Below are 16,220 nucleotides of genomic sequence, written 5' to 3' on the forward strand. Positions count from 1 at the left end.
ATACTCGATGTGAGAAGTATTAATTGTAATACCACGCTCACGCTCTTCAGGTGCATTATCGATTTGTGCGAAATCTCTAGATTCACCACCGTATGTTTTACTTAATACTGCAGAAATCGCAGCTGTTAATGTAGTTTTACCGTGGTCAACGTGACCGATTGTACCAACGTTAACGTGCGGCTTCGTACGTTCAAACTTTTGTCTTGCCATTTTCAGACCTATTTAAGTTTATTAATGTGATACGCTCGAAAGCGTGGTGTTATAAATTAATTACTAAAAGTAGTGCTTTTAATTAGTTTATACAAGAAGAAGAGAATATTTAAGAAGTGGTGCTGATAGGCAGATTCGAACTGCCGACCTCACCCTTACCAAGGGTGCGCTCTACCAACTGAGCTATATCAGCAAAAATCTTGGAGCGGACGGCGGGAATCGAACCCGCGTTATTAGCTTGGAAGGCTAGAGTAATACCATTATACGACGTCCGCTTTGAAACGATTCTCGACTCAAGCAAAGAAGGCCGCGAGCCGACCTTTTTAAGTTTGTCGAAACGAAAGTATCAACAAAACAAGAAAAAGTGGTGGAGGGAGGTGGATTCGAACCACCGAAGGCAGAGCCAGCAGATTTACAGTCTGATCCCTTTGGCCACTCGGGAACCCCTCCACAGAACATCTTACTTGGCCTCACAACAAAGTTGTGTAAGTAAGATTTGATGGTGCCGGCTGCCGGAGTCGAACTGGCGACCTACTGATTACAAGTCAGTTGCTCTACCAACTGAGCTAAGCCGGCACTGCATCAAGTGGGGCGCATTTTATGGTAACAATTTCGATAGTGCAACACTAAAAGTAACTTTTTTTAAGTTTTATCGATCATTTGGTGATGTTTTAAACAAATCGTGCAATATTCATTAAAAAACGCGTAATTATTATCGAAACAAAAGCAAAAACGTTGCTGATTAATGGATACTAATATCGATTAAGTCCGTGAAAAACCAAGTTTGGATGGATGGAATAACTTTCTGTTAAACGTTGTTCATTCAACTTTTGAACAATAACGTCAGCGTCGCCACCTGTGAGCATTATTTTGGCTTTGCGACTAAATTGAGCTTCAAATGACATGGCTGCATTTTTTACCGCACCAACTAAACTGTTTAAACAGCCTTCATAAAGTGCAGTGGGTGTATCCGAACCAAAGACTTCCGCCGTTAGCCTTGAATCACTAAAAACACCGGGAGCCTTAACGATAATAGACTCCTGCATCAATCTTAAGCCAGGAATAATCCATCCGCCTTTATGAACGCGATCGTAAGTGAGTATGTCGACGGTCATAGCGGTTCCTGCATCGACTACAATAAGGTCTTCATCGGGCGCGAGCCAATTAGCACCTATAATCGCTAGCCAGCGGTCTACTCCCAAATTTTGATACTTTGGATAACCACATACGATACCAAATGACGTCGGTTCCGTGGTGACTGTTTTGCAAGGTATACTGTGTTTTGTAAATATTTCGAGAAGAGATTGTAATTCCGGTGGTTTTGCGACGCTCGAATAAACAACTTGGCTAATTTGGGATACATTTTTAACAATCTGTTCGTAGCTTAGTTGTACAAAGCTCCCCTCTGAATTGACGGTTCGATATTTGATCGCCGTATTGCCACAATCGATTAACAAACGCATTTTACGCTACGCCCCGCAAACTTACCTCGCCACCAAACACCTTAAAACGTGAACCATCAGCTGGATTTTCTACAATCAATGCACCACTTTGATCTATCCCTAAACAACGACCAGTTTGAGTATTTTTATTCGCAATGATATTAACCATACTATCTTTAAAAGCGTTGGCTAAATTCCATTCTTTATAAAGATTATCTAATCTGTGTTCACGGTACTCGCCCATAACGATATTGAGTTGATGGCATAACTCAATGGCGATTTCATTTCGGTTAATTTGCCGCTCAGATAGTTGCTTCAAGTCGGTCCAGGGTTGATCGATTTGTTCAGCGCTCCCCTGGGGCATATCAACATTAATACCGATGCCAATCACTAAATGACAGACCCCGTCGGACTGCCCCTCAGCTTCCACCAAAATCCCAGCGACCTTTTGCTTCTGATAGAGGATATCGTTTGGCCACTTTAACTGTAGCTCTAATCCTGTAATGGCTTGGCATGCGTTTTTAACCGCGACACCTACCGCTAAACTCAATCCAGACGCCGCCGCAAGACCATCTTCCATCTTGCGGTACTGAGAAAAATAAATGTGCGATCCAAATGGGCTAACCCAAGTTCGGCCACGTCGACCACGGCCTGAGGTTTGGCACTCGGCTAAAACCGTATGCCCATCAGAGATATGATCGCTGTTTCTGATCTTTGTCATCAGAAACTCATTAGTAGAGTCGATAATTGGAAACACATCAATTGAGTTACTATTGCCTAACCCCTGACGTATTTCTTCTGCGTTTAGTAAATCAATGGACTCCGCAAGCTTATAGCCTTTACCATGCACTGAAAAAATATCTAGCCCTAGGTCTATCAACGCTTTAACGTGATTCGAAATTGCGGTACGTGATACGCCAAACAATTGGCCGAGCTCTTCCCCAGAATGAAAATTCCCATCTGCTAATATGCTTGCGATTTCTGTTTTTAATTCTAACTTGGCCAATTTATCGAGTCCCTTTAGCGTTTTTGACGGCTGTAAGTTCGGACTCTTCGCCCTTCTTCGCCAATAGATTAAGTTCACCTTCATGACCGAAACAGCGCACTTCCGTGGATAACTCAATACCAAATTTGGCAAATACCGTGTTACAAACTTCATCCACTAAAGCCACTAAGTCTTTACCACAACCATTGTTATTTGTATTTATCAATACAAGTGCTTGGTTTTGATGCACCGCGATGTCATTTATGGTTTTGCCTTTTAATCCGGCTTGGTCAATTAACCAACCTGCGGCAATTTTAGATTCACCATCATTAACTTTATACAAAGGCATACCAGGAAATTTATTTGCCAGTGTGTCTGCTGTTTGCTTATCGACTATCGGATTCTTAAAGAAACTACCGGCATTACCGGTCAACTCAGGATCTGGTAATTTTGATTGGCGGATTTTGACAACTTCGGTAAAGATTTGCTCAGCGGTGGGGTTATCTATATCAGCTAAGGAGCCGTAGGTTGCTACTGCAGTCCACTGTTTTGGAATTGTGAATCTCACCTTTGTAATGATCGCAGTTGCTTTTAGCTCCCCCTTAAAAACAGAGTCTCGATATCCAAAATTACATGCTTGGGCATCAAGCGTCTTAATTTCCCCGCAGGTTAAATCAAAGTAGTCGACAGACGAAATAAACTGACAAACTTCAATGCCATAGGCACCTATATTTTGGATAGGCGAGGCGCCCACAGTACCAGGAATTAACGCTAAATTTTCTAAACCATAGACTTTGTTTGCCAATAGCCAAATGACAAATTCGTGCCAATTTTCACTTGCGGACGCGTCAACAAAAAAGTTGCTGTTATCTTCTTCGATGGATTTCCCAAATAATTTAGGAATGACAATTTCACCATAATAATCTTCGACAAATACGCAGTTGCTGCCTTCGCCTAGTAAAATAAAATCTTTGCCATTTTTGCGTCCAATGTACCTACGACAATCTTCAATCGAGTCAATAGAGCTGATCCGTTTGGCATTTGCTTGTAATTGAAATGTATGAAAAGACTGGACTGATATCACGGGAATAACCGACAAAATTAAATGACTAATAATGCGTAATATATCAGTTACTAAAAAAATTACGCACTGCAAACATAATAAATTTACGATTACAGTGCGAAAAGCGTGCTCAACACCCGCCAGCACTAATTACTAGGCAAGGTTTATTCTACGGCTAAAACAATACGGTTATTTACTCTCTATCAGTTTTGTACGCAGTTTTTGCCACCCCTGTATACAGTCGGTCGTTAACCAATACACACAGGGAACGAAAATAAGTGTAACTATTGTTGCGGCTAACACCCCATAAGCTAACGATACAACCATTGGCACTAAAAATTTGGCCTGGACACTTTCAGCGGCTAGCATTGGCATCAAGCCAATAAATGTGGTCATTGACGTCAAAATTATTGGTCGGAATCGAGTTCGACAAGCTCTAAACACCGCATCTTTAAAACTTAGCCCCTTTTCCCTAAATCGGTTAATTGCGTCAACCAATACTAGGTTATCGTTTATCACAACTCCTGATGCAGCGAGAATACCCAACATGGAGAACATACCAAAACTAATATCATGGATCAGGTGGCCCATTAATGCCCCTAAAACCCCAAACGGAATTGCCGACATAATTAACAATGGCTGACTGTAGGAACGAAAAGCAATGGCCATCAACATATAGGCAACCATTAAGGCGAGCCCTTCCAACACGATAACCGTCTGCCGGAATTCATTCTCCTCTTGCATCCGCTCACCACGCCCAAACGACACTTGTGGGTGCCGCTTTTGCCATTCAGGAATATAATTTTCCCTAACGTCGATATTTAAAGCGCGTTGGTCTTCACCTGAATACTCAGCATAAACATACCCAGATTTAAATCCATCACGGCGGATAATGCGTTGGATACCCGCCCTGATTTCAACATCAACAATCGCCATCAATGGGATTGTGCGGCCGTCCTTGCTTCTGATTTTGAGGTTTTGTAGGGTGTCAATCGACTCACGTTCAAATCGTGAATACATGACTTTAACTCGAACATCGCCGCCAACTTTGGGTAGTCGTTGTACTTCTTGACCAAAATAAGCTTGTTTAACTTGCCTACTAATATCACGTAAATTTATACCCAACGCTTCTGTGCCTGGCTTAAGTGTAAAGACAAGTTCCTGTGAGCCTTTATCCATATTGTCGCGGAGCAGATAGATCCCAGAATACGTTGCCAAATGTTGCTTAAAGTCGGCCACGCCTTCTTTTAACGCTTCAATATCTTGCGAATTGAAACTAAAACCAACCCTAGGTTCTAGTGTATTTAGTGTCGATTTTAGTTCGATTTCTTCTGCGTCAGGAATATCACCAATGTACTCTTGCAAAAACGCTGATGCTTCATTAATCGTCATTGCCCGCTTATCATATTGAACTAGCTTTATTTCACTTGTTATCTGTGTACCCGACAATCGCGTGTAATCATGGTCGACTAAAAATGGACTTGGTAATTGTTCTACGTGTTCAAGCAGCCTTTTTTGACCCTGTTGGATCTGCTGCAATACTTGTAACATTCGTTCATGAGTGGCCGTGGTGGGTAAGGTAACCGCCAAACGAATTTTGTCATCGGCTATTTGAGGCATAAACGACTGGTTAATATAGTTATTATTTAGAAGACTAAAACCGATAAATACAGCGCCAACAAAAATCGCTATCGTCGTTTGCTTGTGTTTATAGCACCATTGCAAAAGTTTGATATAAAATCGTTCGTTTAGGTAGTCTAAACTTGATGCAATACGTTTTTGGATTTTTGCTAACTTAGATGGTTTTTCACTTGGTTTGTCGCCCTGTAAATGGCGCAAATGCGAAGGCAAAATAAATAGCGCTTCGAACAATGAAAATGCAAGTGAGAGGATCACAACTGTCGCAATAGCTCGCGTAAATTCTGCCGTACTTCCAGGTAAAAACGCCATTGGAGCAAACACGACCATCGTCGTTAGCACACCAAACAATACCGGTTTCGCGACCTGAGTTACCCCCTCGATTGCCGCTTCTTCTCCATGCAGCCCAGCTTCATGACTTAAATGAACACTTTCTCCAATAACAATAGCGTCGTCGACAACGATGCCGATCACCATCAAAAACGCGAACAGAGATATCATGTTAAGCGAAACGTCGAAGCTTGGTAACAGCGCAAAGCTCGCAGCAAATGCCGTTGCAATACCTGCACTTACCCAAAATGCAACTTTAGGCTGTAGGAACAATAACAATAAAATGAAGACTAAGATAAGACCGCTTACCGCATTTGAAAATATCGTCATTAGCCGCCCTTGATAGGCTTCGTTCCAATCAGACCAAATGGTCAACTTGACGCCTTCAGGCAACTGTAAGTTTTTTTTGTTTACATAGTCGTTCACGTATTTAGACATTTTTGGAATATTCATGTAACTGCTATTCATGACATCGATTAGTATCGCGGGTTCACCATCAAATGTTGAAACAAAGCGACTGTCAGCCAATCCATCTACAACGGTGGCAACATCTCTTAGATATAAAGATTCTCCCCCCTTGCCCTGACGAATGATAATGTCTTCAAACTCTTGTTGTTGCTCGGCCCTATTTCTAACCGATAACATCAATACACCTGCTTCGTCGCGCACGGTTCCGGTAGATGTATTAATCGAAGAGCTTTTTATCGCATTAGCTACTTCTTCTATGGTGACACCATAGGTCGACATAGCTTGTTCCGTAACTTCAATGGCTATTTCATAGCGACCTTCGCCTTTTAAATCGACGGTTGAAATAAGCGGTAATGACGCAACTTGACGCCTAATTTCATGTGATAACCCGGTAAGTGAATCTCGATTTATGTGCCCGTGTAAGGCAATTCTGATCATCGACTTACGATTAGTTTTTTCCGTTACGACAGGTCGTTCGGTATCACTAGGCAACCCATTAACTGAATTTATTTTTTCTCTAATTTCCTCCGCGAATTCCCTTCTATCAACTCGCTCTTTCCCTCGAATTGTAATAAAAGCGCGCCCTTCCAACGCTCGGGAAATTATCGTTTTAATGCCCTCGACGTTTTTAACCGCATCTTCAAACCTGACAATAATTTGGTCTTCAATATCTCTCGGTCCCGCACCTGGCCAGTTGATGCGAATATCCATAGTAGCCATTTTAACAGTTGGAAACGGTTCCTTCTCTATTGCGAAAAAGTAGCTGACTAACCCTGCAACGATCAATGAAATCATCGCGAGATTTGCCGCGATAGGATTTTTAACCCACCAAGAAACTAACGACTTCATGCTTCAGCGTCCTTTTGCTTTCTTTTCCTTTTTGGCTTCTCGGTTTTTTCCTCGGTCAAATTATTAGGCTGACTTTTTAAGGTTCTTACGGAAACACCTGGTACTGGGGCAACAAGCGCTGAGGTAACTATTTGAATATTGTTTTTAAGCCCTTTGACGACCACGGAATGGTTGTCGCGGTGGATCAGTTCAACCTGCGTAACTTGCAGTGTTTGTTCTTCATCGACATACCACACCTTATTATTTGGGTGAACCGATGTTCTAGGTAAAGTACTGGCGTTACTCACACTTACGCCTTTGATACGCGCGTTAACAAATAACCCGGGCAAAATACTATTTTGATTTTTACTCTGATAAATTTCGGCAATTACCCCTAAGGTTCTAGTCCGAGTATCAAACTGCCCTGAAGTACGCATAATCCGCCCTTCCCACTCGGTTATTTGGTCGCCCAGCTCTGTACTCAGCACAACAGGAATGCCTTGTTCGTATTGCTCTTGGTAAAAGTCGATTGGCATTTCTAATAATTTTAAGTCTTTGCCATTTAAAGAAAGGGCTACTTCCATAACGTCATTCGCATAAACCGTCGCGATGACACTATTGCGACTCACTTGCTGACCGATATTGATTGATTCCGAGCGAACCACACCGGTAAATGGCGAGGTAATATTGGTACGTTCTAATTTCAAACGTGAAATTTCCAACAAGGCTTTAGCCGCCTTTAATTCAGCTTCCGCATGTTCAAGTTGTGGGCGCCAGCGCGCTAAGTCATTGGCGTTTTTACGCCCCAAATTGGCTAATTCTAATTCAGCAACATTAGCTTGTGCTTTTACCTTTTCTAATTGTTGATTCGCCTGCGCTACCTTTGCTTCACGTTGCACGACATCCAGCAAGTAATCCCTTTTATCTAGTTGCAATAAAGTTTGACCTTTAACAACTCGACCACCAACCACTAAACTAGGGGACACAAAAACAACTAATCCTTCTACTTGGCTTCGTAAGTCTGCCTGTTGTTTTGGTTTCACTTCTCCTTGGCTATAGGCAAATAGTTGCGTATCACGTTGCTTAATACGTTCTACAAAAACTCGTAACTTTTTAGCTTTGTATTGTCTTTTCTCAGCTTCAGGTTTAAAAAAATCTAATCCATAGAGCGTCAATAAAATAATAAGAATAGCGCTTACAAAAGGGATGGAATCTACAATTTTAGTTTTTAACATGCGAATTAAACTTCTTTGTTTTATTTTCTTCTGAATTTGGTATGCCCAGCGCTAAGATTAACTGAACTCTATTTTTTAGACGTGCTGTGGCAAGCTTCATCAAATCCGTTTCAACTGACGTTCTTGTGCGTTGTGCAGATAACAACTCGAAACTATTAGCTAAACCTGCGGTATATTGAATTTCAGTTTGATTTTCAGCTTCTTTTGCTTCAGCAAATGCTCGACTTAAAAGAGACTGACGACTTCGCAAAATAAGCTCATTTTGACTTGCGGATTCGACTTCTCGCCACGCATCTAAAAGCGTTTGGCGGTATTGTTGAAGGGCGATTTCTTGCGACAACTCTAATTTTTTAGCTTGTTTAGACAAAACATCTCGATAAAAAATGGGTTGAACAATCGAAGCAGAAATCGATGACAACCAAAAATCAAAATCAAATAATTCCTCAATTTTGCTGCGCCGCGCATCCAAATCAAAATTTAATGTAAGCTTAGGGAGCTGACGTTTTTTGGCCGCATCCCAGCTAAAGCCCGCGGCCAATAAATTGGCATTTGCAGCTAGCACATCGGGTCGATTTAAAAGAATGTCCCGAGGCTTATTAAATACAACACCGGTTTCTAATTCGGGAAACGTCAGGTCTATATCAAGTTCAGATTCTGAATAATGCCCCAACATTAAGTTCAGTCTGCGTTTCGCTTCAACAAGCCTATATTGGAGGCCTTTTTGGCTTTCGCGCAGTCTAAATAAGTTTGTTTTGGCGTTTCGAATATCGATACCACTCGATAGCCCATTGTCTAATCGATACATCGACATTTGTAATCTTCGATTCTGATTTTCGATATTGTTTTTGTTTAATTCCAGTAGTTTTTTCTGTTCTATTAGGTCAAACCATGTTGTCAAAAACTGCGATTGCAATGAGTAGGTAGCGGCTACTAAATCGTATGACTTGGCTTCTGCTAACCAAGCGGTTCGTTTTGTTTCATCCCCTAGCCGATCCCACAGATCCACTTCCCATTTTACAGAGAGTCCGATGTTTGAGGAGTCTAAAAATTTTTTCTCATCGTCAACCAGAGATTGGGAATGTCTTTGTCCTGCAGCTAAGCTTGCATCTGGCCACAACTGGCCTGTTGAAATCTCGAAATCTAATTTAGCTTGTCTAAGTCTCAATCTAGCAATTTTGAGACTGATATTTTCATCACTAACTTCTAATAATTTCGCCAATATGGGATCAGGGATCTTGATACCCCACAACAAATCACTATTAGTAACTAAAAGTTTAGCGCTATATCGCCAATCTTTAGGTATCGCCTCATCGATATTATCGAGTTTGTCCCCCTCCAAATGCTTTGGTTCTGAGGCACAAGCTGTTAAAAACATTACGAGGGGAAAAATTATTATCCACTTCAAACTAAATACTTCCCTTAAAGACCCTATTTTTAACTCGAAAAACAAACAGGGTAAACGTATACCCTCTTTATATCTTTTTATCCGTTTACAATCAACTAATCCAAATTTAATTCAAACTATTATAAATAACTAAACAAATAAAAATTTTCTCATAAATTACGGCGGTCAGTTAAATATAAAATCATAAAGATTGGAAATGTTGGTTCTACGTGACGATAGCTTACATGACTAAACTGTACATCTGTAGGTAATAAACCCATACAGGTAATACGACCTTTTGTGGGTACAGCCTAAAACGCAGCGTATCTCACTAACGAATAGAATTGAGTTCTTTGGTTAGCGTAAAGTCCTATATTGGAGTCATTTTGAAAATGATTAATGCCCACATCTAGAGTTAATCGAGGAAAACCAAGCCCTTTTAAATTGAGACTAGAATTAATATTAAACGAATGCCTTGTGTCTGCTCGCTTAACGTCAAACGCGTCGAGTTGCTCATCAAAGTCCAACGTATTTAAGCTGTAGTCAGCCCCAAACATTAAATTACTATTGTAGCGATACCTTGTACCGATTTCATATCGCAAGCCGGTATAACTGTTTTGTTTTTCTTTAGCGGAGGCTAAATTCATTGACCAAACACCTATTATCATTAGCTTTTGACTATAAGAGTAGTTAACTAAGACTTGAGGCCTAATAACATCCGCACTGCGGTCAAAGGAGCTTGTGTAATCATATTTGGCATATTCAAGCATAGGAGAGACGCGAATTTTATTATTTAAAAATGTCGTAAAACGAGCCCCTAAAGACGCGATGTTTAAAAGCGCTTCGCCACCAATACTAACAGATGCGAACCTCGGCTCTATGCCATACTCTGATTGACCTAACTTGGCGTGATACCCGCCAACAAAATCCACCAGCAGAGTATTTCCGTCTGGTTTATTGAGGTAGTTTGATGAAGCGATATTCATTTTTAGTGATAAGCGTTTATCATTATCTAGCAGTTTACTAATCGACGCATTTGCCCCAACAAAAACGCCATTCGCTTCTGTAGGACGCAGGTTTTCATTAAAGAAGAACTCTTTACCATATATAACAACAGATGCTGCGCTTGGTGAATTAACTAAATTATTGTCAACTAACAACCCCGTCAATAATTCTAAATTGTACTGGAGCTTTTCTGGGTTAACTTTGCGCATTTCTAATACTTTTTTATGTACATCCGGCTCTAAACTATTGAGATCTAGTACACGTTCATAAATATCTTCTGCGAGATCAAATTCACCTAAATACTGGTGAATAATAGCTAAATCTAGGTAAGGACGTGCTTGTTCAGGATCTTCTTCTATCAATACCTGAAAATAATTTTTAGCGTCGTCATATAAACCCAATCCCGCAAAACACTGTCCCTGAATATAATAAATATTTAGTTGAAGTTGTTTTACAATCGGGTCGTTAGACGATTCGTCTAACGTTGGCAATAGCTTTAGTTTAACGCAAGCTTCCGCATATTTTTTGTCTTTTAAAAGATTTATAGATTCGAGTAATTCGGTATGAATAGCTCTTAAATCCTGTTCAGAGCGAGCATCGAATGAACATATTAATCCCCAAACGAGAGTAAAAATGGCGGCAAACTGTCTTAAATTATGCATTTGTTACTCTTTTATCAAACGAGGATGAACACATTAATACTACTCTTTGGCTGGATATATAAACAAAAGTATTCATATTAAAACCTAATGATCTCTTCCGCTGGTACCGGTAACTCATATATCAGCGCCAAATTTAAGTTTCGTTGAATGCTGGCATTTAGATAGGTATCTATAAGTAGCGGTGGCGCGCCTAATTTTAATACTTTAGGCGCTTGATCCACACTATAAATTTTATAACCGATATCCTTTAGTCCCATTTTTGGCAACACATCGATATCTTCGATTTTACTGATTACAGCAGCCATCACCTCTGGGGTTTTTAAAGCATCGGCTAAGCTAATTTCTGATTGACTAAATATATTAAGCTGTTCGATTAAATAATCTGGCAAAATTTGCTGAACATTCCTATGCAATAACATACGAGCTAATTCAACGGGGCTATCTTGATACGAAAGTACAAATTCGAGAATTTGCTGTTTTTGCCCCTCGGCAATTACAAAACTATCACCGGCGAGTAGCTTCTCTTTCACCAGTACAATGTTTGCTTTGTGTTGTTCTTGGTAAACAGTTTCAATTCGTTTCTTAATTGATTCATATTCAAATAGACTTTCGTAGAGTTTCTCGCGAACTCTATTAACATGATATTCAGCAGACAGGATCCCCTGCATATGTTGTTGATTCTCGAGTTGATTGAACAAAACAAACTCTTCATTAACATTGTGCTGATTTATTTGCTTCGTTTTATATTGATCAAACTTCACCAAAGAATCGCTATAAGTTTTAGTCACTGCGGCTAGTTCAGAATTAAACCGTTTTATATCGTGTTCTAATAGAGAAAACCTATCTAACACTTCCGGCTCGATTAGCAGTAGCTTTTCAATAAAAGTTAACGAAAATCGTTCTTCTACACCTTTTTCCAGTAAATCATTGGCATTTACTTTTGTGTCTGCCAATGACTTATTGATAGGTGCGCAGCACAATAACAATAAGATAAGCATTTTTTTCATTAAGTTACTTTCCATCAACCAATAGCTCATTAATCTATAGTCCCGCTTGTATCTGTGACCGATTGGTAAGTCGCTGTAATTGTGACATCTCCATCGGCGAGTCGTGTCGCTAAACCACGAGTCTCTTCTGCATTACTAATTATAACTAGCGATTCATCCGAGCTTGTCCAAACAACTCGGTTGGTATAATCCACTGGGTCGCCACCGGTATATGTTCCCACTACAGTGAACTGTTGCGTACCATCAACAACAATAGTTTGTGTGTCAGGTGAAATCGTTAGTGTGCTTAATGTTTCATCTGTTCTAGTGAGCGCGTAAGTACCTGATATTGATGTATCTGGCATTTTTGCCGTGATAGTTACTGCCGCTGTACTGTCTCCTAAACTGGCGATTTGTCCTTTTAAATCCGGTGCGTTACTAACGTAAACCGCAGTTGGCGTATTTGAAGTCCAAGTGACTTGTTCGGAAACGTCGAGTGTTCCACCACCAGCGTAATTAGCGGTTGCGATTAAGTTTGTTACGACATCCTTACCCATGTCATTAAAGCTTGTCGCATGAGTAATTGTTATACTGTCAAAGTTATCTACTGCGTTTGTCGATAAGGTTACATCCCCAGATGTCACTGATTCAAGACCTGTGTCAGTAAACCATTCGGCTGTAAATGCTACTGTATCGCTATCTGTAATTGGCAATACAGGCATCATCAAGCCCTTCTCACCACTTGCGTTACTCACAGTCGCTTTGCTCGACGCTGAACTTGACCATAACACTTGCTCGGTTATGTCTTCGACATAACCACTTGCAAAGTTTGCATATGCTTTTAGTTGATAGCGTCTAGAAACTTTTGTCGCCCCATTGTCATTGACTTCAGTTGGTACGTTACCAAGTGTTATGCTTGTTATTGCGTTAACGACTGTAACCGAAGACGTACCACTAATTGCACTCAACGTCGCGGTCATATCAACATCGGCACCAACAGCAATTGCAGCCCCAGCGTTTGTGATAACCGTAGTATTTGCACTGCTCCATGCCACTTGATCAGTAATATCTACAACAATGTTTTTGCTGCCTGTGTCGTAGGTATATAAACCATAAGCTTTGAAGTCGACTGTTTTACCGCGTCTGACAGTAGGATTTCGAGGGTATACTTCTATGCTAGCTAATGTACCGGATTCAACGGTAAAGCTAGTGACATTAGCTGTATTAACCGAATCATCTGCCGTCACTGTGCCTGTAACGGCTGTTGCACTAAAGCTAACAAGCCCTGCACTATCGACGGTTGTTTCGGTATCACTCGGCGCTGTATTTGACCACAAAGCGGTATATTTACTGATGTCTAAAGTTTGATCATTACTTAATAACATGTAACTCGATAACGGATAACTAGAACCTTGAACAACTGTTGCCGCAGCCACTGAGTTTTGAATGCTACTGACAGTTATGCCATCCAATAACGTCAATCCTGCTGTTCCTACCGTATCTGGCGTGGTTGAGCTATCGGTTACCGTAATTGTTGCAGAGGTTTCATCAGCACTTAATGTTGCAGTAGACACGTTAATATCACCGGTATGTGCTGTTGTAAGATCCGTATCGCCGTCAAATATAATTAGGTCTACTGTGTCACTCGCTTCCCAATCCAAAGCATTAGGATAAACAGCTGTGGTTTTGTCAGAATATACCGCCACTGGGGTATATATCATAGTTTGCGACTCAGCTAATGCATTATCGCCATAACTATGTATTTCTAATGATTCTATGACTGGCTCAACCACTGTTAAATCTATGGTTGCCGTAATACTGTCATCCGCTGTTAATTCCACATCAACAGCCGTGGTATTAGACGATTCATCAAGGCGAATGGCTTGTACTTCGCCATAATTTGTCGCCGTGTCTAGTGAGATCAATGCTGGATCTAGTGTTGGCGTCGACCAAGTCAAACTTGTTTTATCAAATGCCGAAGTGTCAGCACCATCACTGTAGGTGAATGTGGGTACAACCGTCAATGTTGTTCCAAGCGGTACATCGGTAGAAGATGTGCTGGATGCTAAACCTACGCTAAGAGTAGGTTCACCGATAGTAATAGTTATTGTTTTGGTTACTAAATTTGATGACCCGGTCTCTTCTGGAACAGAAGCCGTTAGAACCACCGTATTAGTTTTTGTTGCCGTATTTGGAATACTTATTCGAGCAAGAGCATTCACTGTGCCTTCATCGATTATCGTCACGGTTGCATCGTCTGTATCAGCGCTCGACCAAGTCATAATTGAGCTTAGATCCGAACGATTTACAGTAGAACTATCCGTTTTAGTCGCCGTGGCTATGACATCGATACTTGTGCCCCGAGGCACAGTTTGGGAAGCTTGATCTAATGTAATGCTATTGATTAAAGGTACTGAAGCTGTGATTGTCACAGAACTTGTAATAGTCGTTGCTGAGCTGGCCCCGTTTTCGGCGCTCACCGTAATGGTTGCAGTGTCGCCACTACTAGCGGAAGCCGTTACGGTAACAAGCCCAGTATCTGCATCCACTGTGAAGTCGGCATTGTCACTGCTCCAAGAGATGTCAGTTAAGATAGTTGTAGAGGTATCTGAAAGGACACCTGTAACTGATAAATCAATATTGTCCAAGACTTCGACAGTAGAGTCGCCTTCTGGTATTGCCAATGACGTCAATAACGGATTGGTTATAGTTACGATAAAAGTATCTTCAACCGTTGTTGATGAACCATTCACTATAGGCGTTGTCACTTTAATGGTTGCTTGTGCACCAATTACCGAAGCATTGGCTGAAGTTACTTCGCCACTACTAGAATTTACGGTTACAGCACATGGGTCTTCTAGGCAGCTCCAAGTTAAATCGTCGAGCAGACCGTTAGCGGTACTAGATAATGTACCAACAGCAGACAAGGTTACCGAAGTTCCCCGCGGAAGAGCGCCACTTGATGTTGTTATCTCGACTGCAGTAACTTCTGCAGGGTCTACCGTCAATGTTACCGTATCAGTAATAAACGTAGATGAACTTGACGACTCCAACGCTTTAGCGGTAATAACAACAGATTCGCCGTCCGTAGCATCGGTTTTAATGGTTACAACACCGTTTCCATCAACTGTTGCAACATCTTCATCACTACTTACCCACAATACCGAAGTTGGAATGCCAGACCCGCCGTCAGTGAGCGTGCCAGCGACACTGAGTGATACCGTTTTACCAATAGCGACATTTGTTTCAGGTGACGTTATAGTAAGCGACGCTAAATCTGCCGAACCTACTGTGACAACAACCGTGCCTTCTACTAACGTTGCCGAGCCTGTTTCAATAGGTGCAGAGACTTTGACCACTGCAGTATTGTTTATCGTAGCAGTGTTCGGAATAGTCATTGCGCCACTACTGCTATCAATTACCGCGTTTGCCGTATTTAAACTGCTCCAAGTCAATGTTGTTGGTGTTCCTGTTGAATTATCAGATAAAGTCCCCGTCGCGGTTAATGTCGTTGTTTTACCTCTGCCTACAAAGGTTTCAAACGAATCGATAGCTATTGAAGTCAATACTGGGTCGCCAACAGTTAGAGTTAATGTATCCGTAACATAAGTGCTTCCACTTGATAATTCTAAAGCTTTAACTTCAATGTCAACGGTATCTGTCGTCGGAGTAGCCCCAGGCTTTATGGTAACCAAACCACTGCTGTCCACCGTAGCAATCGTCGTATCACTACTACTCCAAATTTGAGTTGTTAACAAGGTTGTACTGGTATCAGACAGTAGCGCCGCCACAGAAATTTGTTGTGTGGTGCCAACCGGAACCGTCGTCTCGCTTGCTGACATGGTCAACGTTTCTAATATTGGCTGCCCAACTGTCACAATTACCGTACCGGATACTGTCACACTAGACCCACTTTCGACTGGCGTGGTCACTGTTATTGTTGATTGACTGCCCACTGCGGCAGCATCATCAATGAATACCACA

Annotated in this window: 10 protein-coding genes and 4 tRNA genes; all 14 read right to left on the reverse strand. The window is 41.3% G+C overall.

Features of this window, described 5'->3' with window-relative positions; all coding sequences use genetic code 11:
* A partial coding sequence (locus tag KO525_RS01250; RefSeq protein ID WP_252738697.1) for a GTP-binding protein occupies nt 1-210 on the reverse strand: 210 nt, incomplete at its 3' end.
* 117 nt (nt 211-327) lie between these two features.
* Nucleotides 328-403 (reverse strand) — tRNA-Thr (locus KO525_RS01255).
* Nucleotides 404-411: 8 nt separating this feature from the next.
* A tRNA-Gly gene (locus KO525_RS01260) sits at nt 412-485 on the reverse strand.
* 90 nt (nt 486-575) lie between these two features.
* Nucleotides 576-660 (reverse strand) — tRNA-Tyr (locus KO525_RS01265).
* 50 nt (nt 661-710) lie between these two features.
* A tRNA-Thr gene (locus KO525_RS01270) sits at nt 711-786 on the reverse strand.
* Between the two features lie 176 nt (nt 787-962).
* A complete protein-coding gene (locus KO525_RS01275; protein ID WP_215961984.1) occupies nt 963-1,673 on the reverse strand; it encodes a type III pantothenate kinase in 711 nt (236 codons plus the stop codon).
* A 1-nt stretch (nt 1,674) separates the two neighbouring features.
* Entirely contained in the window at nt 1,675-2,658 is a 984-nt protein-coding gene (gene birA, locus KO525_RS01280; RefSeq protein ID WP_215961985.1) for a bifunctional biotin--[acetyl-CoA-carboxylase] ligase/biotin operon repressor BirA, read from the reverse strand.
* A gap of 1 nt (nt 2,659) precedes the next feature.
* Entirely contained in the window at nt 2,660-3,721 is a 1,062-nt protein-coding gene (murB, locus tag KO525_RS01285) for a UDP-N-acetylmuramate dehydrogenase (protein ID WP_215961986.1), read from the reverse strand.
* A 168-nt stretch (nt 3,722-3,889) separates the two neighbouring features.
* Nucleotides 3,890-6,985 (reverse strand): efflux RND transporter permease subunit, encoded by a 3,096-nt coding sequence (locus KO525_RS01290; protein ID WP_215961987.1) that lies wholly within the window; start codon nt 6,983-6,985, stop codon nt 3,890-3,892.
* A complete protein-coding gene (locus KO525_RS01295) occupies nt 6,982-8,199 on the reverse strand; it encodes an efflux RND transporter periplasmic adaptor subunit (protein ID WP_215961988.1) in 1,218 nt (405 codons plus the stop codon). Before KO525_RS01295 ends, KO525_RS01290 begins: the two co-directional genes overlap by 4 nt.
* Nucleotides 8,186-9,604, reverse strand: coding sequence for a TolC family protein (locus tag KO525_RS01300; RefSeq protein WP_215961989.1), 1,419 nt, complete (start codon nt 9,602-9,604; stop codon nt 8,186-8,188). Before KO525_RS01300 ends, KO525_RS01295 begins: the two co-directional genes overlap by 14 nt.
* A 290-nt stretch (nt 9,605-9,894) precedes the next feature.
* On the reverse strand, nt 9,895-11,250 hold the full coding sequence (locus tag KO525_RS01305; RefSeq protein ID WP_215961990.1) for a surface lipoprotein assembly modifier: 1,356 nt from the start codon (nt 11,248-11,250) through the stop codon (nt 9,895-9,897).
* 77 nt (nt 11,251-11,327) lie between these two features.
* The gene (locus KO525_RS01310; RefSeq protein WP_215961991.1) at nt 11,328-12,257 is read right to left on the reverse strand and encodes a hypothetical protein; all 930 of its coding nucleotides are present in this window, start codon (nt 12,255-12,257) and stop codon (nt 11,328-11,330) included.
* Nucleotides 12,258-12,286: 29 nt separating this feature from the next.
* Nucleotides 12,287-16,220 (reverse strand): Ig-like domain-containing protein (locus KO525_RS01315; RefSeq protein ID WP_215961992.1); only part of this gene is annotated, 3,934 nt, incomplete at its 5' end.

It is taken from the genome of Psychrosphaera sp. B3R10 (genome assembly GCF_018861025.1).
In the GTDB taxonomy this organism is placed as follows: Bacteria; Pseudomonadota; Gammaproteobacteria; order Enterobacterales; family Alteromonadaceae; genus Psychrosphaera; species Psychrosphaera algicola.

What these genes read in the sequence shown, in the direction of transcription:
- KO525_RS01275 (WP_215961984.1), bottom strand. Translation starts at nt 1,673, where the DNA reads ATGCGTTTGTTAATCGATTGTGGCAATACGGCGATCAAATATCGAACC.
- KO525_RS01290 (WP_215961987.1), bottom strand. Translation starts at nt 6,985, where the DNA reads ATGAAGTCGTTAGTTTCTTGGTGGGTTAAAAATCCTATCGCGGCAAAT.
- KO525_RS01295 (WP_215961988.1), bottom strand. Translation starts at nt 8,199, where the DNA reads ATGTTAAAAACTAAAATTGTAGATTCCATCCCTTTTGTAAGCGCTATT.
- KO525_RS01305 (WP_215961990.1), bottom strand. Translation starts at nt 11,250, where the DNA reads ATGCATAATTTAAGACAGTTTGCCGCCATTTTTACTCTCGTTTGGGGA.
- KO525_RS01310 (WP_215961991.1), bottom strand. Translation starts at nt 12,257, where the DNA reads ATGAAAAAAATGCTTATCTTATTGTTATTGTGCTGCGCACCTATCAAT.